The sequence below is a fragment of the Photobacterium phosphoreum genome (genome assembly GCF_002954725.1).
Lineage (GTDB): Bacteria > Pseudomonadota > Gammaproteobacteria > Enterobacterales > Vibrionaceae > Photobacterium > Photobacterium phosphoreum.
The window spans coordinates 248,106-268,446 of record NZ_MSCQ01000002.1; the positions used below are offsets into that span (position 1 = coordinate 248,106).

Genomic DNA, 20,341 nt, shown 5'->3' on the forward strand with positions numbered 1-20,341 from the left:
CCTTTAGTTTTCTCATTAAGTTTGACTCGTAATGCACGAATCACCTGAAATAATGAGGCTTCGGTAACAATACGATCAGGCCAACCAACTTTGAGTAAGTCATCTTTGGTTACAGGAGTACTATGATTTTCAATAAGATAGCTAAGAATATATTGTTCTGACAAATTTAACTTGAGCGTAGATTCGGGTGTTTTAAGTACTCCTTGGCTTGCGATAAAGCATACTTTTGTCCGAAATCTTATTTGCTCAATATTTGACATTTATAATCCTCGAGTATTATTTATTAGTTTGTCAATTTTATCATGAAAAAGATATAAAATAACTTATCGGTGTTAGAAATAAGCTCTAATACTATTTACATTATGAATTTTTGACATAAAAGACAATATATTCGGTGATGATTAACCGATTACAGATAAAACAATATGCTAATAAATGATTTTTCATATTATTAGATATTGTATTTATCAAGAAAGGATGATATTTACATTTATATATGTTAATACGGAACTTATAAATAAAAGAAAGAGTGTGAATGCTCTTTCTTTAAATTTAAATATTATCGTGACAATAAGAGATATTACTTTTGAAAAATCTCAGTAAACTCACGCTTCATTGGTGGGTTACGACGAGCTTTTTTCAATTGCTTACACATGTCTTTAACACAGTTAACCAGTACTTTATCAAGCATTGATGCTTTATATTCTGCTTGCTCTTCAGCACCCATGTCTTCTGGGAATTTTGTATCTTGCATCTCACCAAGGAAGTCAACGCCAGAGTAGCTTTGGCTTAATGCAACTAAAGAGTGAAATTGCTCAAAATTATCCAAAACATTTTGTGCGCTAGCAGGTAATGCGTTCCATGCCTCACGTGAAGTTGGCTCTGATACCTTATAAACGTTGACAAGCATATCAATCAACTCTGCTGGCACTTCTTCAAATTTTACGACTTGACGAAGTTCTGGAGAACAGTCATCTAATGTGTACACTGTTTCTTCGATGATTTGATCTTCGTTGCTATTAATTTCAGACATAGTTTTTCCTAACACATTATGTTTTTAGAAGAGGAATCCTATATTCCTACTGATAAATGTCAATATATGATTATAAAAGTCATAATAAAATTTATTTTAGTAAATAGTCATGATGTAATCACGTTGTTAAGGTTTTTTTTTTCAAAGAGGCATGTATGGCACGAACAATGCAATGTGTTTTATATTATATGCTTGCTATCATAAAGGATTTAATATGGGCGTGATGCGGATTTTAATTGCCGATGATGTCGTCAGTGAGCGATTATATTTAACGGCGTGTTTAACAAACCTTGGCCATCATGTTAAGTCAGTATCATCAGCGGCTGAACTTTTAAAATGTTACTCAGAATTTCAGCCGGATCTGTTATTAGTTGATATTGAAATGCCAGAACAAAATGGAATTGAATTGGTTCATACTATTCGACATCGATACCCAGAGTGGGTACCAATTATCTTTTTAAGTGGTCTTAATGATCCTCATATTATAGCCAAAGCTATTGATGTTGGCGGCGATGATTATTTAGTTAAGCCGATTAATCCGATTATTTTAGCAGCAAAAATGCAAGCAATGAGTCGTATTTCAATTATGCGACAACGGTTAGAACACACCACTGCACAATTACAAAAAGTAAATAAGTTGCTATTAGAGCAAGCAAATGAAGACCCATTGACCAAACTCGCTAATCGTCGTTATCTTGATCAAAAGTTGAAGGAGTTTATCGCGTTACATGGACGTAATAATTTACCATTAACAATTATCCTCCTTGATGTTGATTTCTTTAAATTATTTAATGATTTCAAAGGGCATATTGAAGGGGATAATTGCCTTAAATTATTGTCATCAAATTTGAAAAATATCTTTAATCGAGCGGGTGAGGTTTGTGGCCGTTATGGCGGTGAGGAGTTTATTGTATTAATTTGTAATTGTGATGAAAAACAAGTAATTAAAGAATGTCAGCGCTTAAAGGATGCGATCCAACGGTTAGCCATACCGCATGAAAATTCATTAATTAGTGATCAACTAACCGTGAGTCAAGGTGCTATTTCATGGGTACCGACAGGATTGGAATTGGTTGAAAATTTATATCAGGCGGTTGATACTTTATTATATCAAGCAAAAGAAAATGGCCGCGACCAATTTGTAACAGCAGAATATCCACATTCTTTAGTAAGCCATAATGAAAACTAACTTTTACTTGTCCATGGTCATAATTTGCGCATTTGAGCAGCTAACTACTTGCTGGTAAAGATAAACGTGCTAGTCTGGATAGAGCATTTTGACACTGTCTTGTATTAATGGTTTTTTGATTGATAAGTGTCGAGATCTTACGTTTACAAGAAAGCCATTGGGTGAGATGAATAGGATGATCATGGATATGCAATTAACAGAACAACAGGCTCGAGTAATTGGTTGCTTACTTGAGAAAGAAATTACTACTCCAGATCAATACCCTTTAACGCTTAATCTATTGACGACAGCATGTAATCAAAAATCAAGTCGTGAACCTGTTATGGCGCTAGATGAAGCAACGGTACTTGATACAATTGAAGAGCTTAAAGAAAAACGTATGGTGAGCGATGTATCCAGTTTTGGTAGTCGCGTTTCTAAGTTTCAGCATCGTTTTTGTAATACTGAATTTGGCTCATTACAATTTACTAAGCAAGAGCTTGCTGCAATGATTGTATTGTTATTACGAGGCCCACAAAGTGCAGGTGAAATTCGTACTCGCACTAACCGTCTTTGTGATTTTGCTGATACACAAGAAGCGGAAGCCGTACTTGAACAATTAGCCTCTGCCGAAAAAGGGCCTTATGTTGTTAAGTTGCCAAAAGAATCAGGAAAACGTGATTGTCGTTATATGCATTTACTGAGTGGTGAGATCGATCTTGATAATTATGTTCCCGTTAAGTCTGCTACTACGAGTAGTACAATTAATGAAGAGCGAATCATTGCGTTAGAGCAAGACGTTGAGCAATTAAAGTTACAACTGACTGAATTACAAGCAATGCTAGAATCATTGACAGAATAGTTTCTATTATTTACGAATACTGGTAGATTACTCAACCTGTATTCGTACAGCATTATCGTTTATATAGGCTCAGCATTATATGTTGAGCCTGTTTGTTTTATGGCTTGTTATCATGTCTACCATACCTTGGTTTGTTTATCTTATACGTACTCGTCAAGGGACACTCTATTGTGGTGTTACCACAGATGTTGGTCGTCGTTTTGAAGAACATCAACACAGTAAAAAAGGGTCTAAATATCTTAAAGGTAAAGGCCCTTTAACGTTAATGTGGTCACAACAGGTAAAATCTAAACGCGATGCAATGCAGTTTGAGTATCGAATTAAAAAACGTTTAACCAAAGCGCAAAAAGAAGATCTGATTCAGCAGAATACTTCTTTATATATGCTGTTTAGTGATTAAAACGTCAGCAGTATTTTTGTGTTTGTGTGTGCCATAAATAATCTATGGCCTGCGAACATTATTATTTAGAAATGATCACATTCATTAAGGTTTTTCCATGGCGATCAGTGCCACTATATATAAAGTAAACATGAACGTAGCAGACATGGATCGTCATGTTTATCTTGATGGTCAGCATACCGTTGCTTGTCATCCATCAGAAACATTACAGCGCTTTATGCTGCGTGTGCTTGCTTGGGGATTAAATGCAGACACCGACTTACAATTTACTAAAGGTGTAAGCTCTGCAGAAGAACCTGATTTATGGGCTAAAAATTTAGTTGATGAAATTGAATTATGGGTTGAGTTGGGTTTACCTGATGAAAAACGTATCCGTAAAGCATCACATCGCGCTAAGAAAGTGATTGTTTATGCTTATGGCGATCATGCTGCTCCAGTATGGTGGCAGGCGAATAAAACCAAAATCAGTGCATTAAAGAATGTTTCAGTGGTCTTTATTCGTGATGAAGAATTAAAAAGCCTAGAGCAATTAGTTGAGCGTTCAATGCAGCTACAGCTAACCATTGAAAGTGAGCAAGCATGGCTAAGTGATCAACATGGAACGAGTATTGCGATTTTACCTGAATGGTGGCAACGTTAACGAATACTCAATATAGTTTGGGTTATTAAAAATGATGGAATAAGTGCAGGCTTGTTCCATTTTTTTATGCTTATTTTAAGCGACTAGGCTTAATGAGTATTGTTATTATTCATTTATAGTCTGTTGAGTTAGCTCATGGTAGCGTGAGTATGACGCTGGTGATCAGAGAGAGAAGTAAAATACTACTTATTATGGGAGTTGGACGTTGAATATTAGCAATATACAACTATACGCTTTTGTCAGTAGGTATTTCTGACTATATGTTGGTGCATGATATTGTTAATAAGTGTCACGATTATTGAGATAAAATTGATATTACAAAAGGACTGTTTATGCCATCAGGAATTTATCGTTCAGCTAAAATTGTTTGGGATTATCATTTACTGCATCAGCCATTAGTTAAAAGTGATTGCTTGTTCGTACTGTGTAGCAATGACATTCGTGTCGCAGAACATGCCGCGCAACTTTTTTTACAAGGTTATGCGCCCTATATTGTCTTCTCTGGTAATGTCGGTGATATCACACAAGGATTATTTCCGTGCTCTGAAGCAGAACATTTTGCCAATATTGCTCGTGGAATGGGTGTGCCTAATGATTGTATTTATATTGAGCCTTTAGCAACCAATACTGGTGATAATATAATAAAAACTCGATTATTATTGGATGCAAAGCAACTAAATCCACAGCGATTTATTTTGGTACAAAAAACGTTTATGGAACGTCGTACATTAGCGACATTTGAAAAGCAATGGCCGAATAAGTCGGCGTTGGTTACCTCTCCACCGTTAATGTTTGATGAGTTTGCGAATGATGTCATTAGTTATGGAGATCTGGTGAATGTGATGGTAGGGGATTTACAGCGAATTCGTTATTATCCAGCATTAGGTTTTTCAACGGAGCAAACTATGCCTCAATCAGTGTGGCAAGCATATCAACATTTAGTTGCAGTAGGGTTTGATGATCATTTATCACCAGATCTTCCAAGAGATTAATCGCAAGTTAATAAAAAGGTGTGCTTCTTCATATTAAGAAACACACCTTTTTTATACGTTATAATCAGAGTTTATCTTAACCTGCAGCAACATTATCTTCTGGGTAACTTAATAAGGTTGGTTTTGGACGAGCCAACATATAAGCCAATGTTAATGGACCAAGACGACCAATGATCATCACGACAATTAATATGTATTTACCCGGTTCTGAGAGGGTAGCCGTTAAGCCAGCTGTAACACCCACAGTTGCAAAGGCTGAAATGGTTTCAAACATTACCTCATAGAACGGTGCTTTTTCCGTTAGCATTAAAGCAAACATTGCGATCAATAATACAATGCCACTCACCACAATAATCGCTAATGATTTAGTGACGGTTTGATTTGAAATGGTGCGCTTAAAAAGTACCACTCGGTCACGTTGTTTTAAGAATGACCATGTTGCTAAAATAGCCACAACAAAGGTCGAGACTTTAATACCACCACCGGTTGAGGTTGAGCCCGCACCAATCAGCATTAATAACATCAGCACTAATAACCCAGGTTCTGTGAAAGCACCAATGTTGACGCTATTAAAACCAGCAGTACGTACTGTCGCTGATTGGAAAAATGCAGCAAGCCATTGACCTGACGTATTTAAGCTTCCCAGCGTTTGCATATTATTGTGCTCAAGGAGCCAGATCATCACAGTACCGACAAATAATAATATCGGTGTTGCTATGATCATTATTTTTGAATGCAGTGATAAAAAATGAAAACCACGATGTATATTGCGTTGTAAATCGGAAATAACCGTAAAGCCTAAACCACCTAAAATAAACAACATCGCAATAGTAATGATCACCAAAGGATCATCTACATATTGGGTTAAATTATTCGAAAACAGCGAAAAACCGGCATTATTAAAGGCTGATATTGAGTGGAAAACAGCAGTAAAAAGCCCTTTATCCCATCCCATCATGGGTACCCAGCGTAGGGATAAGAAAAAGGTGCCGATGACTTCACATACAATCACAAAAATAATAATGTGCTTAACCAGTAAACGGATATTGGTGAATTTTTCTTGCCCGAGTTGCTCTTTTGTTAGCGATTGTTGGCGTAGACTAACGCGTAAGCCAAACATATATAACAAAACAGCAGATAAGGTCATTTGTCCAAGACCACCAATCTGCATCAGAATCATTAATAACACTTTACCACTGGTGGAAAAGTGGGTGCCAGTATCGACAACCCCAAGCCCTGTTACACTAATCGCAGACGTTGCGGTAAAAAGGGCATCAACAAAACTTAAACCTGAGACAGAAAAAACGGGAAGTGTTAATAAAATAGCACCAGGGATCAAAATTGCCAAAAAACTAAAAATAATGATTTTTGGTTCAGACCACCGCTTATTACGTTTGTCTGTTTTTATTGGGACATACATTGCTCGGTTAGGGATAAAACTCATAACTTTCTTAATGTTTCTGATAATACGTTTTCAGGGCCAGTAATAATTAAAATATCACCAACTTGCATTTCCATATCCATATCAGGCGCTTTACGTACCTCTGGGCCACGTTTAAGTGCTAACACTTGGGTTTCATCATTACTTGCACACGGATGTTGAGAGATAGGTTTACCCATATTGCGTGCTGATACAACGACTTCAGCTAATGAGATACCACTCCCAAGCTCTGAAAATTCAAATACGCGTTTATCTAACATGTTACGAGCAATACGAATACCCATATCACGTTCTGGTCTTATGATTTTATCTGCGCCAATTTTTGAAAGGATTTTACAATGGGGAGTATCTTTGGCCTTGACCCAGACCGTTTTTACACCAGCATCTTTTAATAATAATGTGGTTAATATATTAGCATTGATATTATCACCGATAGCAACCATAACGAGATCGTAGTCATCCAGTTTAAGTTCTGCAATAGTAGCCTCGTTTGAACAGTCAGCAACGACAGCCTGAGTGGCGATATTTGCGGCTTGACGGACACACGTTTCATTAACATCAATAGCCAAGACTTGCGCGCCTTGTTCGCTAAGTTCTTCACACAGAGCCATACCAAAGCGACCGAGACCAATAACAGCAAACTGTTTATCTTCAGGATTCATTCTTTTTCCCCACATTGCTTTCGTATAGTTTTTGAGTTGTTTTGTTGTCGATTGTAAAAACATGAAATTAACAAATTAGTCATTACTATGTTATCTGCGAATTATTGTCGCATTGTCATTGTGTACCATGATGACGATAGACATAGAAAATTCAAATTCCGGTTAGGTATGATTTTCGGATATTGCTCGTATTTTTTATGTAATTCAAGTTAATGAATTATAGCTGCTGTGTTTCTCTTTCTATCACAGAATGAGAAAGAAGTTATAACTCATTGATTAAAATTGTTTTTACATTGTTTTAATAAATTATTATTAATAATAGCATTGAAAATAGTAATCTTATATTTAGATCTGATTATGTTATTCACTCAATAGTTGCTGAATAATTAGTCGATATTGGCAGCTTTTACTCTTTTGAGGATCTTAAAAGCAGCATTATTAAGATATACATTTAGGTATAGGTAAAATAAATTCAAACCACCATCTTTTTTGATAAAAATTAACGTTATAAGGTATTTAGATGTATCTTTAGGTTCAAAGGACTAAGGTTTTTTTTTGCAAATATAAGCCATTATTCGAGCAATAATAAAACCACTGATTAATCCTCCCGTATTTGCTGCAAGATCCAACCATTCACCATAGCGATTAACGTAAGGTTGAATTAATTCAATTGCACCACTCCAGCAAAAGAAAAAAACAGCAATCCATAACCATTTTTTAGGTTTAACAAAAGCAACTGCAAATATTAACGTGGCATAAGCAATAAAGTGATGCGTTTTATCTGTTCCGGCGACTACTGGTAAATCGGCTTGAGGTGTTAAGGATAAGAAGGTGATTAGAACGAGTATTAGTAGGCTGATTATTTTCCAGTAGGCATGAAAAAATTGGCTAAAACGTGACATTATCAGTGAGTCTCTTAACTAAAGGTAGCCATAAATTATATCTGTGTCGATCAATGATAACAACAGTAATACAAACAGATAATTGCTTGGTGGAAAATTGGATAATGATAATGTCAGCCTTATTGATACAGGCGTTAATTATAATTGAATAGAGAGTCGTGAGAATAACATTCTATGATAGGTTATTGTCTTTAATATTATTAATTATTAGTAAAACTGGAACAGTAATGGCCAAAGTTCATATATCTCAATTGCACCATACCTTTCAGAGAGCACTGACTGATATGGTTGCAGGTGAGGCGATAGAAGCAAGAACATATAAAAAAGACCGTGGTATTGTGGTTTTAAAGCAAGATGCTGATCATTTTATCTTTAAGCAGTTTGGCTTTGATAGTAAAACACTTACTTTAGATAATACAAGTGTATTAAAGCAACTAAAAAAGTCTATTCCAAAAGAGTTCCCTCGTAGCAATATGGCGTGGATTGTTCATTTCGAGAGAATATCATCAATAGAGGCTTTGAGTGCAGATCATCATTCACAGCCAAGTTTGTTTTAGTTAAATGGCACTTAGTTGCTTGAACTAAGTGCCTTTATTTACTTAGCTGTAAATACAAACGATCTTATAAAGTCGCTTTTATCCATACCATACGGTGATCTGATGATACGTCTTTTCCAGCCCCTTTCTTGCCAATGCGGACATCATTAACAAGCAATCGACCTTGCTCATCATTTGCTGGCCAATATACGCCAGAAGCGGTGACATTAAGGTTATTTGATGGAATAACATGGTCGACTTGTAAACCGAAGTTACTGGTTAATCGGTTTGGATAAGGGTTATCTTGACGACATTCGCCATCACTGAAGCAGGTTTCAGCACCTAAACTAATAGGAGTCAGTTCACCATCCGTTGCTGTTTGGTTAACACGATGATGGTTTAGCAAACTTTCAATTGTTTGGCGGTAACCGTCACCTGCATAAGGATCTGCATTTAAATCACCCACAATCACAAACTTTTCACTTTCTGCAAGGCCACCCGTTGCGCCTTTATCATCGTAAATGAAATCGCCATTGGTAATGTAGTTATTCCAAAATTGAATTTCATCACGGTTTTGCATCTTATTTTTTTGAGTTACCGTATCAAATACCGGTGGTGTTGGATGCGACATCAAAATATGAATGGTCTGTTCACCATTAGCCGTTGGAATAATAATGGGAGCATCAACATGATTTTTTGATGATAAACGCAGATTTTCCCATTCGGTTGGGGTATACCAGTCTTCACCACACGCCATACCGTCAGGAATTGGATTTTTCGTATCATTGCAATTGGTGATTTTGGGCATTTCTGCTGAAGGCAGATCTTTCCACTTAAAGGTTTGGAAGGTACGAGTGTTAGCAGTGTCAATCTTATATTGTGACATGAGGGAGAAGCCATATTGGCCGTGATACACACCAAATCCCCATGCGTCATTTGGGCCTGAATTTATTTTCCCATCGTTATTAAGATCTAATCCACTCATTAAGCCGGTATTAGTAGCATAGCTCTCAAAGAAAGGGTATTTAATCGGCTCTAGCGTATCGCCACCATCAATACTATTTAGACTTTGACCAATAGAGAGATAATTATTCTGGAAACCTACTAGTGCAGCAGTGTTTTCACCACTACCATCATTATTAAACTCGGCCAATAAAATCACGTTAGGACGCTTTGTTTGAATAATTGCAGCAACATTACGGATTTGAATAATTTTAAGGGCTTTTTCTTTTTCAGTCGGAGTAAGAGTCTGGTTATTGAAGCCATTAATTAATGCTTGTTGCTCAGCGGGAGAAGTTTGCATTTCCTCTACGAGTTGTTCAAAACTGCTGCGATCAAACGAAAGGTTAAATGTAGCGATAGTGACATCATTTGTCGTGGGTTTAATGTCATTCGTATTATGACTATTACATCCGCTTAATAGTGCTGAAGTAATGGCAATAGCAGCAAGACTTTTAATTAATTTCATCCGTAATCTCAGTAAATTAGCAACAACGATCATTAGTTGACTCGAATTATACTGATAGATGTATTATTAATGGTGATCTCGGCAGCGTTTCTCTGCAACTAATACTGCTACTGCATCATGTTATTTGTCATTTTGGAACTAGGATCTATTATTGATTGATGGCTGTTTATTCTAGGTTAAGCTATTAACCGTAGCAATTAATGCGGTTAATAGTTTCGCATTTGTTACTTTTCCTGTAACAACGTCAAAATTATCATAAAAGCTAGGTATTGAGAGCGAGGCTTTTACATTTCCAGCAAAGTAAGGGGCAGAGTTAACTGCTGCTGTTAATACCGTATTTGCGCCACCAGGACCTGGTGACGTTGCGAGTAATACCATTGGTTTGTTTTGATAAACTTTAGGGTTAATGCGTGATGCCCAATCAAATAGGTTTTTATATGCGGCAGTATATGAACCATTATGTTCTGCAAAAGAGATGATTATTGCATCAGCTTGAGCGATACGATCTAAAAATTCTTGTGCTAATGATGGAATACCTGATTCGTTTTCACGATCACTACTATAAAGTGGCATCTCAAAATCATTAATATCTAAAACGTCAATATCAGCATAAGTTACCAATGATGCGGCATATGTTGCAAGGTGCTTATTAATTGATTGGCTGCTACTGCTTGCTGCAAAAGTAAGTAATTTCATGCTTTATTCCTAATTATAATGAATGTGTCATTATTTCGATGGTTAATAACGATACCTTGTTAATGTCGTTCCAGTGTATATTGATAGTTAAGATTAATTAATAGGATGAAAGTGTTTTAACTATTTCCATATGACTAATAATAAATTATTTGATGGCATCATCATTTTTGTTCAGGTTGTTAAAAGTGGTGCTTTTAGCTCAGCAGCTGAAGTGCTTGGGCATTCAAATTCACACATCAGTAAAGAAATTAATAAATTAGAAGCACGCTTGGGTGTACGGTTACTCAATCGCACTACGCGCTCGTTAGCATTAACTCCTGAAGGGGAGGCCTATTACCAAGAATGTACTCAATTAATTATAGATGCAGAACAGGCGTTAGGACTGATTTCACAAGATACTTTGAACCCCAAAGGAACGCTTAAAATAAGTTGCCCAGTATGGTTAGGTTCTCAATATTTACAGCAAGTCTTTAGTGAATATTTAACGTGTTACCCAGACATGCAATTAGATATTGATTTAAGTGATAAAACCGTAGATGTTGTTGCTGATGGGTACGATCTTGTTATTCGAGCTTCCGCAACGTTAGCGGAATCGAGCTTGATTTGTAAGCGGTTATTTAGCTGTAAAATTCATACTGTAGCTGCGCCTAAGTATTTACAACAGCATGGAACACCACAGCATCCTTCTGACTTACATCAACATAATTGTCTTTGTTATAGTAACTTAAAACATGCTAATCGGTGGCAATACACAGATGTTGAAGGTAAAGCATTTAATGTTGAGGTACAGCAAAAGTTACGATGTAATAATACACCAATGACAGTCGCTATGGCTGTTAATGGGATGGGGATTTGTCATGTCCCTGCATTTTATATCGAACCACAATTGCAAAGTGGAGAGTTGACAGTATTGCTATCAGAGTTTGATAGTACGATGGTGAATGTGTACGTTGTATATCCAAGTCGAAAACATTTATCCGCAAAAGTAAGGCGATTCATTGACTTATTAGAACTCAGAATAAACAAGTAGATGTTTTTTAAATCTATTGTCGTAAAGTTTTACATTTTTAGTCTTTTGTTTTTACGTTTTAGTGATATTTTCTAGAAGAATAATTTTTAGGAAAGGGATAACCACTATGAATAATGAAATTCGTCTTCGTGCTTTAGAGCAAACTGATTTACGTTTTATTCACCAGCTAAACAATAACCGCGCTATTATGTCATATTGGTTTGAAGAACCGTATGAGTCATTTTACGAGCTTGAAGAACTATACCGCAAGCATATCCATGACAGCACTGAGCGACGTTTTATTGCTGAAAATAATGATAAAGAATCAATTGGTCTTGTAGAACTGGTTGAGATAAATAGCATTCACCGGAGTGCTGAGTTCCAGATTATCATTGCGCCTGATTTCCAAGGTTGCGGATATGCTCGCGCATTAATTAACCGCGCATTGAATTATGCTTTTACGATATTGAACCTACATAAAGTGTATTTGCATGTTGCAACGGCAAACGAAAAAGCGATTCACTTATATGAAGAGTGTGGCTTTATTGAAGAAGGTCATTTAGTGAAGGAAATCTTCATTAATGGTCAATACACTGACGTTAAGCGAATGTATATGCTGCAAGACGAGTACCTTACGAGTCGCAGTAAGTAATTTTGATCACCCTGACAGTGCAATACTGTCAGGGTGATGACTGTTAACCAATATTGTATAAAACCACGTTACTTCCACTTATTATTATACGATTTCTTTGTGATGACTCTTAATCAATGATGAAGGTTGCCAAAAAGGTCTTTTTTCCATGACTTTTGAAAAAATAGGATCTTGATAATGCTGTTCTAGCCAAGCCTGTAATCGAGGGTAGGGAGCATGACGAAACCATTGGCGTTCAACATGAGAAAATTGACGAATAAAAGGTAAAATAGCATAGTCAGCGACACTGGGGCTATCACACATAAAAAAGCGGTGTTTGTTAAGACGAGCTTCTAGATCATCGAGAAAAGAACGACATAAATTACGATAAATAGCGACGTCAGGGTTGTGGTAACGGGTATTGGCTTTGTAGTGCTCGAGGGCTGCAATATACTTACAGTCATTACGAGCAATAAGGTTGATCATATCGGTAAATAAATGACAATTATCCGATAAGAGTAGGTTTTGTGGATCATGCTGACTAAGTGCCCAAATCATAATGTTGAGGCTTTCATCAATATAATCGCCATTATTTAAAACTAAAAGAGGGACGGTACCTTTTGGAGTAACCGTAAGCATTTCTGCAGGCTTATCTTTTAGTGAAATATCACGTATTTCTACATCTAACTCTGCCAAACGCAAACCTAAACGTGCTCGAATAGCATAGGGGCACTGACGCAGAGTGTAGAGTATTGGTAGTGTCATCTTGTCCCTCCTAAAAATGCTGTCCTTTAATGTAGCTAAGTTTAGTACAGATTCTTAATAATAAGATACCCTCCTCGATATTAACGCTACAGCGATCAAAAATAATGAAAAATAATCCTGTTAGAGACAGTAATGCTATGAGTATATTAACCATATAGTTTGATTACATATTATAACGGAATATAACAATGACAATAGTTGCTACGTTGGAACACTATCGATTACGTCAATACAATGCTTTCATGCAACAGCCCATGCCTACAGCAGAAGAACGTATTGCGGTTCTAAATCAATTAAAACAATTAATTACTCAGCATCAGTCACAAATTTGCCAAGCGATTGCCGCTGATTTTGGCTGTCGCTCTGCGAGTGAAACGGCACTATTAGAAATATTTACCTCTTTAGAATCTATTCATGATGCCATCAAGCGGTTGAAAGGGTGGATGAAACCTCAGCATCGACATACTTCTTTATGGTTTAAACCCGCTAAAAATACGGTAACTCCGCAGCCGTTAGGGGTTGTGGGTATTATTGTGCCGTGGAATTATCCGTTATTTTTAACTATTGCACCTATGGTTGCTGCGCTTGCTGCCGGTAATAGAGTGATGGTCAAAATGTCAGAAAATTCTCAACATTTATGCCAATTATTACAGTTATTATTTAAAGATGTATTTAGTGACGATCAGATTTGTATTATTGCTGAAGAGGGGCAAACGGGGATCGCTTTTTCACAGTTAAGGTTCGATCACCTAATTTTTACTGGCTCGACCACCACAGGTAAAGCGGTAATGGCTGTGGCTGCAACGAACTTAGTTCCTGTTACGCTAGAATTAGGCGGTAAATCACCCGTTATCTTGGCGGATGATTATGATGTGAATACAGCTTTATCGCGTATCTTAGGCGGTAAAATGTATAACAGCGGCCAAACGTGTGTTGCTCCTGATTATCTGTTGATTCCAGAAGCGTTAGAAAGTGAGGTTATTCGCCAAGCTCAAGCGATTATGGCGCAGCGGTTTACTGATATTGCCCACCCTGATTATACCTCGATTATTGATGACGGTTCTTTTACGCGTTTATGTAACACTGCTCAAGATGCTGTTCAACTAGGGGCAAAGGTAGTCAATTTGATTCCTAATTCGGTACCAGACCCACAACAACGTAAATTTCCATTACAGCTTATCTGTCAAACTACTGATTCAATGGTTGCCATGCAACGTGAAATCTTTGGGCCATTACTGCCAATAGTGACTTATAAAACACTTCAGCAAGCCTTGGATTATATTAATGCTAGAGAGCGACCACTGGCATTGTATTTATTCAGTAATGATAAAACAGTGCAGCAGCAAGTATTAGACCAAACACGTTCAGGTGGGGTTGCAATCAATGATGTTATGTTACATGTCGCGCAGGATGATTTACCTTTCGGTGGTATTGGCCACAGTGGTATGGGGCATTATCACGGTCGTGAAGGTTTTGAGCGTTTATCAATAATGCGTCCGGTGATGCATCAAGCCGCTTTAAGTTCAACTAAGTACCTTTATGCGCCTTATGGAAAAATCGGTAAACGATTAATTAACTTTATTATAAATAGAAAGCTGTCTCGTTATGAATAATGAAATAACAATAGCGTATGTTGGGTTTTGGCAACGAGTATTAGCCAGTTTGGTGGATACTGCACTTGTCGTTTTGATAACAGTACCACTTATGTATTTCGCTTATGGTGAAATATATCCACAAACTGATACCTTTGTGATGGGGCCGATGGATGTGTTGATTAATTACGCATTGCCCTTTATTGGCGTGATTTTATTTTGGGTATATAAGTCAGCGACTCCCGGGAAAATGGTGATTAAGGCGCAGATAGTGGATGCGCAAACAGGGTGTAAGCCTAGTGCGAAACAATCGGTGATACGTTATTTAGGCTATTTTGTGTCAACTATTCCATTGGGGTTAGGCTTAATGTGGGTTGGGTGGGACAAGAGAAAGCAAGGTTGGCACGATAAACTGGCTGGAACCGTTGTTATAAAAAAGAATGTTAATGTTTGAACAAGAAAGCCCCTGTTGATGTGATCAACAGGGGCTTTCTTTATTCGGATTTACAATAAAAAATTACTTCTTAGTGTAAGCCGAGATAATAACCATTTGCACACCGTCAGCACGGCCTTGGATGTGAAGTGGGTTATCCGTTAAGCTAATGTTACGTACAGGCGTACCACGCTTGATGATCATGCTTGAACCTTTAACTGGAAGATCTTTAATGATAGTTACACTATCGCCAGCTTGAAGGATTGCACCATTCGCATCACGGGTAGGGATTGAAGCTTGTTCTTCTTCAACAAGACCTTTTTCAGCCCACTCTTTAACATCATCTTCTACGTACATCATGTCAACGAGATCCATTGCCCAATCAGTTTTAGTGGAAAGACGTTTAAGTTGACGATACACCATAACTTGAACAGCAGGAACTTGACTCCACATGGTGTCGTTCAGACAACGCCAATGGTTTTCGTCAGTTGTTTCTGGATTCTCAAGCTGACCACGGCAAGTATCACAAAGTAGTACGCAACAACCTGCACTCTTGTCTTCAGAAGCAGGAACAGCGTATACCGCTAGATTATTTTCAGAAGAACATAGCTCACATTTTGATTCACTACGCGTTTTTAATGCTTGTTCGATAGTCATGGGAATTGTCCATTGATTTATTGTGCCGATATTATGCCGCTCTATTGTACAGAAGAAAAGCAAACATGTCCCTGATCACGAAATTTATAGTACAACAGACTGTTTAATATCCAGTGGGCTTTATTTCATTAACGCTGCAGTATCAGTTAATCATCACTTTTAACGATTGAGTTACGTATGTTGTGATTATTGAGATGATTTTCGGTGTAATAACGGTAATTTAAAACTGCTTATTATGCTGGTGGCGTTTTCATTTACATAAAAAAATGAAGCTTATCGCAGTGTGCTAGTTTCGATCAGCACATAAACAATGATAAAGGTAAGCTATAGCGATTATTATTAAGTCAAAGGAAAACAAGGATGTTTCAATATAAATACAGTGCGTTAATGTTAGCCATTACGGCAAGTGTCACTGCGCCCGTCTATGCATCCACCGATGCAGTAATATCGTCAAATATCGTTTCACCGTATGTTATCGGTGGCGATGATGTTGATAGTAATACTCCCGCCACTGAAAATTTTATGGCGTCACTGCGCAATAATAAGGCGGGTGAAACCCCTTTTTGTGGTGCGACTATCATTAGTGATCAATGGGTATTAACCGCCGCTCACTGTGTGGTAAAGGGAAGTGATAAAAATGCTGAGGTAATACCACCCTCTGATATTACGATTACCGCAGGATTAATAGATAATAGTGAGCCATTAGAAGATCATATTTTTTCTGCAACGCATGTAGTAGTTCATCCTGATTTTAGTCCTGTGGCTGTAGTAAAAAAAGATTCAGTTAGAGCCGAAGTTATAAGTACCGAATTAGATAATGATGTAGCACTGATTCGTGTTAATCGTAAATTTAAAGATGTTGCTCAAGTTAATTTACCAACACGGGAACAGTCTAGTGATATAGAAACCGAGTTAAAAAAACAATGGAATGATAGTGATTATCAAGGTTCGACAAGACATGATAAAAATCTCAAAGTACTCGGTTGGGGAGTCACCGATCCGTCTGGAGGTAGTGACTCAGGCTCTGATAATTTGCAGCAAGCGATGTTGAGTTTATTCCCGATAGATTTATGTTATAAGCGTATTGAATCGAATGATAATCCAGGATTAATTATTGATAGCCCTGCTAACACAACTAAATTATGTGCATTACCGTCTGAAATTACAGATCATATAGACGGTACTCCTTATGGTGTAGATGCTTGTTTTGGAGATAGCGGTGGTCCTATTTTAGCTCAAGATGATAATGATGAATGGTTACAAGTGGGTATTGTCAGTGGTGGTACTGTTGGAGATCTTGCTTGTGGTTCAATGACACGTCCTGGTTTTTACGCTCGTGTCGGTAATTATACTGATTGGATTGTTGAGAACAGCAGTAAAAAACCAATGCATCCAATTACCCCACCTGATTTTCTTTCGGATAAGTATAACGATCAAGATGGTGATGGCTGCAATGACAGCATTTCAGCGAACAATTGCAATATAGGTAAAGATCGCGACGGTGGCGGTAGTTTTGGATTTATTGGCTTATTATTACTTTGTAGCGGTGCGTTTTTTAGACGTTTAAAAGTTTAAATAACATAAAAACAGATACAGAAATACAATTAAATACTTATTAATGCTTCATATTATGATGATTTAAGTGGAAGTTAGCTTTATAAGCAAGCTTCCATTTTTTTTGGCTATTAAACATGAGCTTATTTTAAAAATATTGTATTTATAATACTTAGTAAATTGATTGTTATATTTTTCAAAAAGATGAGATTTATTACTGATGTGTTTATTCGTTATATAATAATCCAATGTATAAGTAGCATTTATTTAACAAAGAAAGTGTTTTGAATAGTGAAATAAACTAATAAACGTATTGATTGTTCTCGTGTTTATATTTTTAAAACACAAGGAGTTGGGGTGTTTTTGATATTTATCAATTGGTTATATTTATTTGTTATTGTTAAAAAAATATTATTAATTAATGATATGGTGTTTTATTATTTTACCCACAAAAATAGGGTTATCCACAGAAGCTGTGCATAACTCTGTGGGAAATGCGTTAAAGCTAGATTTGGTGCTGTCTCTGGCAAAGTCAATAGATAGTTAATTGAAATTTATTAATAACTATAAATTTATTGATTTAGTTCAATGATTAAACAGAAAGCTTGTTTTATGTTTCTTGTCTTAAAAAAAAGTTTAATATTTAAAATTTGAAATAATCATTTAACGGTTATTTATATTTAAATGTTGATATTGTGTTTCTCATTCTATAACACCAACATTTGTTAATGGAATGAATGTTTATTGAGTAAGTAATGATATTCCACATTGGAATTTAGAAGTAAAATAATGTGATCTATGTATTGAAATGGCGGATATTTTTTTATTTTGAGTGCTGAAATAATTATATTGAGCAGCTATCCATTATTGATGTAGTTATTGGTAATGGTTTTATTTCTTTACAATAGAGCGCGGTATGTCATTCTCAATTGTTCAACGTACTATTGCCGGATTTACGTTAATGCTGGCGCTTATTCTCATTATTGGTGGAATAAGTTACGGTAATACCAATAGAATCCATAGTCGATTACAACATGTTACTGAAGTATCAACACCGATGGTTATCTCTGCAAGCCAGTTATTAGCCAGTTTGCGAGAAAATCAATTAAAGGTGATTGATTATCAAACAACCACTAATCTGCACTTATTAGCCTTAAAAAAGGTTGATGTTAAAAAAGCAGAACACCGTTTTCGAGTCCTTGAACAACAAGCTCAGATCTATGCTGTTGATGCGAGAGCACAAACTGAATTAGCAACGGCATTATTAGCAGCCAATACTTTTTTTGCTTCATCAAATACAGCGATGGAACGTTATAACCAATGGCTTACTGTTAAAGCCCAGCATCAACGATTAAACCTTGAATTTATTCATCTTGAAGATACCTATCAATCAGCCGCTAATTTACTTATTCAAAGTGCCTCGCATAAGCGATCTTTACGCAACCGTGCCGAGTTAATTACTAGTGGCATCAGTCGTGATTTAAAAAATGTTCGTCGTGCAACGCCACAAACAGATCTCAAGATATTATCCGCAGTGTTAACCAAAGACATTGAAATGGCAAAACAAGGAATCGCACGAATTGACGTGGCTAAAGATGTTAAGGCACGTTACAGCAAAAACTTAAACCGTGTTTACGAACTCACGCTAGGGGCAAATAGTATGCTGGTCGTAATGGAAAAACAGCATCGTTTAGGTTCTCAATTGGTGGCGTTAAATGAAAAATCAAATCAACAAGTAACAGCGACTCAGCAAGCGTTAACAGCTTATATGGAATATGCTCAAGCGAATGCTAAAGCAAGTCAACAAGCAGCGGATGAAGCTGCAAATCAAGCAACATTGAGTATTATTCTTGCCGCCATTATTTCAGCTGTCATTGCTTTATTTGTTGCAGTGACGACGGCAAAAAGTATTCATACGCCATTAGCACGTATTAATTCAGTGCTCAAGAAAATGACTGCTGGTGATATGACCGAACGTACTAATTATCGTTCACGGTGTGAGTTTGGAGCGTTATCTGGTTCAATTGATCAGCTTTCAGCAAGCATGGCTGATATTTTAACTCAGATAAACGTTGGCTCAGCGCATTTAGTCTCAGAAGCAACAAAAACAGCAACGACCAGCGAAAAAGCCATGAATCGGGTTGAAGATCAAAAATCCCGAACAGATCAAGTTGCAGCTGCAATCTTCGAATTAGAAGTGAGCGCCAAAGAAATTTCACGTTCGTCAGAACAGACCGTTGAAGAAGTTAATGAGGTTAATCAAGCCGCGCAGCAAGGGCGAGAATTGGTATTAACCAGCCGTATGATCACCGAACAACTTGCCGTGGAAATGACAGAAGCCGTCGCCATTACTCAAAAGTTATCTGAATTTTCTAACAATATAGGCAGTATCTTAGGTGTTATTCGTAGTATTGCAGAACAAACTAATTTATTAGCCCTTAATGCCGCGATTGAAGCGGCACGTGCAGGCGATCAAGGACGTGGTTTTGCTGTTGTTGCCGATGAAGTGAGAGCGCTTGCTAATCGCACCCAGCAATCAACGGAAGAAATTCAGCAAATGATCACTAATTTGCAGCAAAACACCTTACAAGTATCGCAAGTGATGACACGTTCACAAACACAAACCGAACAATGTGTAGAACAAGCCCGTTCTACTGATGTTGCTTTACAAACTATCGTTGAACGGATGCATCTTATTTTAGAGATGGCCATTCAAGTTGCTCATGCGACTGAAGAACAAATCTCTGTGAGCCAAGATGTGTCGGAACACATTAATGGCATCGCTGCCGTGGCCTATAACGCTGAAAATGAAGCCAGAGAGTCCGCACAAAGCAGTGAAGTATTATCGCAACTTGCAGCTCAACAACGTCATTTAATTAAACGTTTTAAGGTCTAATTAT

General features: G+C 37.0%; 21 protein-coding genes. 12 read left to right on the plus strand and 9 right to left on the minus strand.

Annotation, left to right across the window (positions count from 1 at the left end; all coding sequences use genetic code 11):
* Positions 1 to 260, minus strand: a 260-nt coding sequence (locus BTO21_RS13230; RefSeq protein ID WP_211298260.1) for a winged helix-turn-helix domain-containing protein, incomplete at its 3' end; no start/stop codon positions are given.
* Between the two features lie 320 nt (positions 261 to 580).
* Entirely contained in the window at positions 581 to 1,033 is a 453-nt protein-coding gene (locus BTO21_RS13235) for a DUF3069 domain-containing protein (protein ID WP_045032352.1), read from the minus strand.
* A gap of 214 nt (positions 1,034 to 1,247) precedes the next feature.
* Between BTO21_RS13235 and BTO21_RS13240 the strand changes: the two genes are divergently transcribed.
* From BTO21_RS13240 to BTO21_RS13260, 5 genes are all read left to right on the plus strand, one after another.
* The gene (locus BTO21_RS13240; protein ID WP_045032350.1) at positions 1,248 to 2,222 is read left to right on the plus strand and encodes a GGDEF domain-containing response regulator; all 975 of its coding nucleotides are present in this window, start codon (positions 1,248 to 1,250) and stop codon (positions 2,220 to 2,222) included.
* A 181-nt stretch (positions 2,223 to 2,403) separates the two neighbouring features.
* Complete coding sequence (locus BTO21_RS13245; RefSeq protein ID WP_045032349.1) at positions 2,404 to 3,063, plus strand: YceH family protein; 660 nt, start codon at positions 2,404 to 2,406, stop codon at positions 3,061 to 3,063.
* A 112-nt stretch (positions 3,064 to 3,175) separates the two neighbouring features.
* Positions 3,176 to 3,463: a GIY-YIG nuclease family protein gene (locus tag BTO21_RS13250; RefSeq protein ID WP_045032358.1), complete on the plus strand. Its 288-nt coding sequence runs from the start codon at positions 3,176 to 3,178 to the stop codon at positions 3,461 to 3,463.
* A gap of 97 nt (positions 3,464 to 3,560) precedes the next feature.
* A complete protein-coding gene (locus tag BTO21_RS13255) occupies positions 3,561 to 4,103 on the plus strand; it encodes a YaeQ family protein (protein ID WP_045032347.1) in 543 nt (180 codons plus the stop codon).
* 332 nt (positions 4,104 to 4,435) lie between these two features.
* Positions 4,436 to 5,095: a YdcF family protein gene (locus tag BTO21_RS13260; RefSeq protein WP_065193158.1), complete on the plus strand. Its 660-nt coding sequence runs from the start codon at positions 4,436 to 4,438 to the stop codon at positions 5,093 to 5,095.
* 76 nt (positions 5,096 to 5,171) lie between these two features.
* Here BTO21_RS13260 and BTO21_RS13265 read toward each other — a convergent pair whose 3' ends face one another.
* The 3 genes from BTO21_RS13265 to BTO21_RS13275 form a co-directional block, all read right to left on the minus strand.
* Positions 5,172 to 6,539 carry a TrkH family potassium uptake protein gene (locus BTO21_RS13265; RefSeq protein ID WP_045032345.1) on the minus strand — a complete coding sequence of 456 codons (1,368 nt, stop codon included), beginning with the start codon at positions 6,537 to 6,539 and terminating at the stop codon, positions 5,172 to 5,174.
* Entirely contained in the window at positions 6,536 to 7,198 is a 663-nt protein-coding gene (locus tag BTO21_RS13270; protein ID WP_045032343.1) for a potassium channel family protein, read from the minus strand. Before BTO21_RS13270 ends, BTO21_RS13265 begins: the two co-directional genes overlap by 4 nt.
* Before the next feature lie 542 nt (positions 7,199 to 7,740).
* Positions 7,741 to 8,100 carry a VanZ family protein gene (locus BTO21_RS13275; RefSeq protein ID WP_065208891.1) on the minus strand — a complete coding sequence of 120 codons (360 nt, stop codon included), beginning with the start codon at positions 8,098 to 8,100 and terminating at the stop codon, positions 7,741 to 7,743.
* Positions 8,101 to 8,327: 227 nt separating this feature from the next.
* On the opposite strand from BTO21_RS13275, the gene BTO21_RS13280 reads away from it, so the two are divergent.
* Positions 8,328 to 8,657 (plus strand): hypothetical protein, encoded by a 330-nt coding sequence (locus tag BTO21_RS13280; protein WP_105026857.1) that lies wholly within the window; start codon positions 8,328 to 8,330, stop codon positions 8,655 to 8,657.
* A gap of 64 nt (positions 8,658 to 8,721) precedes the next feature.
* Here the strand turns inward: BTO21_RS13280 and BTO21_RS13285 are convergent, their stop codons facing one another.
* Together BTO21_RS13285 and BTO21_RS13290 are read right to left on the minus strand one after the other, a co-directional pair.
* Positions 8,722 to 10,104: an endonuclease/exonuclease/phosphatase family protein gene (locus BTO21_RS13285; protein ID WP_045032341.1), complete on the minus strand. Its 1,383-nt coding sequence runs from the start codon at positions 10,102 to 10,104 to the stop codon at positions 8,722 to 8,724.
* Positions 10,105 to 10,275: 171 nt separating this feature from the next.
* On the minus strand, positions 10,276 to 10,800 hold the full coding sequence (locus BTO21_RS13290) for an NADPH-dependent FMN reductase (protein WP_045032340.1): 525 nt from the start codon (positions 10,798 to 10,800) through the stop codon (positions 10,276 to 10,278).
* A gap of 130 nt (positions 10,801 to 10,930) precedes the next feature.
* Between BTO21_RS13290 and BTO21_RS13295 the strand changes: the two genes are divergently transcribed.
* Both BTO21_RS13295 and speG read left to right on the plus strand, forming a co-directional pair.
* Positions 10,931 to 11,830, plus strand: a complete 900-nt coding sequence (locus BTO21_RS13295; RefSeq protein ID WP_045032338.1) for a LysR family transcriptional regulator — start codon at positions 10,931 to 10,933, stop codon at positions 11,828 to 11,830.
* A 106-nt stretch (positions 11,831 to 11,936) separates the two neighbouring features.
* On the plus strand, positions 11,937 to 12,461 hold the full coding sequence (gene speG / locus BTO21_RS13300) for a spermidine N1-acetyltransferase (protein ID WP_045032337.1): 525 nt from the start codon (positions 11,937 to 11,939) through the stop codon (positions 12,459 to 12,461).
* Between the two features lie 84 nt (positions 12,462 to 12,545).
* Here speG and BTO21_RS13305 read toward each other — a convergent pair whose 3' ends face one another.
* Positions 12,546 to 13,205 carry a glutathione S-transferase gene (locus BTO21_RS13305; protein WP_045032335.1) on the minus strand — a complete coding sequence of 220 codons (660 nt, stop codon included), beginning with the start codon at positions 13,203 to 13,205 and terminating at the stop codon, positions 12,546 to 12,548.
* A 188-nt stretch (positions 13,206 to 13,393) separates the two neighbouring features.
* Here BTO21_RS13305 and BTO21_RS13310 point away from each other — a divergent pair, with 188 nt between their 5' ends.
* A complete protein-coding gene (locus tag BTO21_RS13310; RefSeq protein WP_045032332.1) occupies positions 13,394 to 14,818 on the plus strand; it encodes a coniferyl aldehyde dehydrogenase in 1,425 nt (474 codons plus the stop codon).
* On the plus strand, positions 14,811 to 15,251 hold the full coding sequence (locus BTO21_RS13315) for an RDD family protein (protein ID WP_045032330.1): 441 nt from the start codon (positions 14,811 to 14,813) through the stop codon (positions 15,249 to 15,251). Before BTO21_RS13310 ends, BTO21_RS13315 begins: the two co-directional genes overlap by 8 nt.
* Positions 15,252 to 15,314: 63 nt before the next feature.
* Here BTO21_RS13315 and BTO21_RS13320 read toward each other — a convergent pair whose 3' ends face one another.
* Positions 15,315 to 15,887 carry a PhnA domain-containing protein gene (locus BTO21_RS13320; protein ID WP_065192494.1) on the minus strand — a complete coding sequence of 191 codons (573 nt, stop codon included), beginning with the start codon at positions 15,885 to 15,887 and terminating at the stop codon, positions 15,315 to 15,317.
* A 360-nt stretch (positions 15,888 to 16,247) separates the two neighbouring features.
* On the opposite strand from BTO21_RS13320, the gene BTO21_RS13325 reads away from it, so the two are divergent.
* Both BTO21_RS13325 and BTO21_RS13330 read left to right on the plus strand, forming a co-directional pair.
* Positions 16,248 to 17,462, plus strand: coding sequence for a trypsin-like serine protease (locus BTO21_RS13325; RefSeq protein WP_065194082.1), 1,215 nt, complete (start codon positions 16,248 to 16,250; stop codon positions 17,460 to 17,462).
* Between the two features lie 895 nt (positions 17,463 to 18,357).
* Positions 18,358 to 20,337, plus strand: coding sequence for a HAMP domain-containing methyl-accepting chemotaxis protein (locus BTO21_RS13330; protein WP_045032328.1), 1,980 nt, complete (start codon positions 18,358 to 18,360; stop codon positions 20,335 to 20,337).
* The last annotated feature ends 4 nt before the right edge of the window (positions 20,338 to 20,341 follow it).

Coding starts and splice junctions, on each gene's coding strand:
- BTO21_RS13285 (WP_045032341.1), bottom strand. CDS start 10,104: ATGAAATTAATTAAAAGTCTTGCTGCTATTGCCATTACTTCAGCACTA.
- BTO21_RS13320 (WP_065192494.1), bottom strand. CDS start 15,887: ATGACTATCGAACAAGCATTAAAAACGCGTAGTGAATCAAAATGTGAG.
- BTO21_RS13330 (WP_045032328.1), top strand. CDS start 18,358: ATGTCATTCTCAATTGTTCAACGTACTATTGCCGGATTTACGTTAATG.
- BTO21_RS13310 (WP_045032332.1), top strand. CDS start 13,394: ATGACAATAGTTGCTACGTTGGAACACTATCGATTACGTCAATACAAT.
- BTO21_RS13325 (WP_065194082.1), top strand. CDS start 16,248: ATGTTTCAATATAAATACAGTGCGTTAATGTTAGCCATTACGGCAAGT.
- BTO21_RS13235 (WP_045032352.1), bottom strand. CDS start 1,033: ATGTCTGAAATTAATAGCAACGAAGATCAAATCATCGAAGAAACAGTG.
- BTO21_RS13290 (WP_045032340.1), bottom strand. CDS start 10,800: ATGAAATTACTTACTTTTGCAGCAAGCAGTAGCAGCCAATCAATTAAT.
- speG (WP_045032337.1), top strand. CDS start 11,937: ATGAATAATGAAATTCGTCTTCGTGCTTTAGAGCAAACTGATTTACGT.
- BTO21_RS13270 (WP_045032343.1), bottom strand. CDS start 7,198: ATGAATCCTGAAGATAAACAGTTTGCTGTTATTGGTCTCGGTCGCTTT.
- BTO21_RS13255 (WP_045032347.1), top strand. CDS start 3,561: ATGGCGATCAGTGCCACTATATATAAAGTAAACATGAACGTAGCAGAC.
- BTO21_RS13260 (WP_065193158.1), top strand. CDS start 4,436: ATGCCATCAGGAATTTATCGTTCAGCTAAAATTGTTTGGGATTATCAT.
- BTO21_RS13250 (WP_045032358.1), top strand. CDS start 3,176: ATGTCTACCATACCTTGGTTTGTTTATCTTATACGTACTCGTCAAGGG.
- BTO21_RS13315 (WP_045032330.1), top strand. CDS start 14,811: ATGAATAATGAAATAACAATAGCGTATGTTGGGTTTTGGCAACGAGTA.
- BTO21_RS13265 (WP_045032345.1), bottom strand. CDS start 6,539: ATGAGTTTTATCCCTAACCGAGCAATGTATGTCCCAATAAAAACAGAC.
- BTO21_RS13305 (WP_045032335.1), bottom strand. CDS start 13,205: ATGACACTACCAATACTCTACACTCTGCGTCAGTGCCCCTATGCTATT.
- BTO21_RS13245 (WP_045032349.1), top strand. CDS start 2,404: ATGGATATGCAATTAACAGAACAACAGGCTCGAGTAATTGGTTGCTTA.
- BTO21_RS13295 (WP_045032338.1), top strand. CDS start 10,931: ATGACTAATAATAAATTATTTGATGGCATCATCATTTTTGTTCAGGTT.
- BTO21_RS13280 (WP_105026857.1), top strand. CDS start 8,328: ATGGCCAAAGTTCATATATCTCAATTGCACCATACCTTTCAGAGAGCA.
- BTO21_RS13275 (WP_065208891.1), bottom strand. CDS start 8,100: ATGTCACGTTTTAGCCAATTTTTTCATGCCTACTGGAAAATAATCAGC.
- BTO21_RS13240 (WP_045032350.1), top strand. CDS start 1,248: ATGGGCGTGATGCGGATTTTAATTGCCGATGATGTCGTCAGTGAGCGA.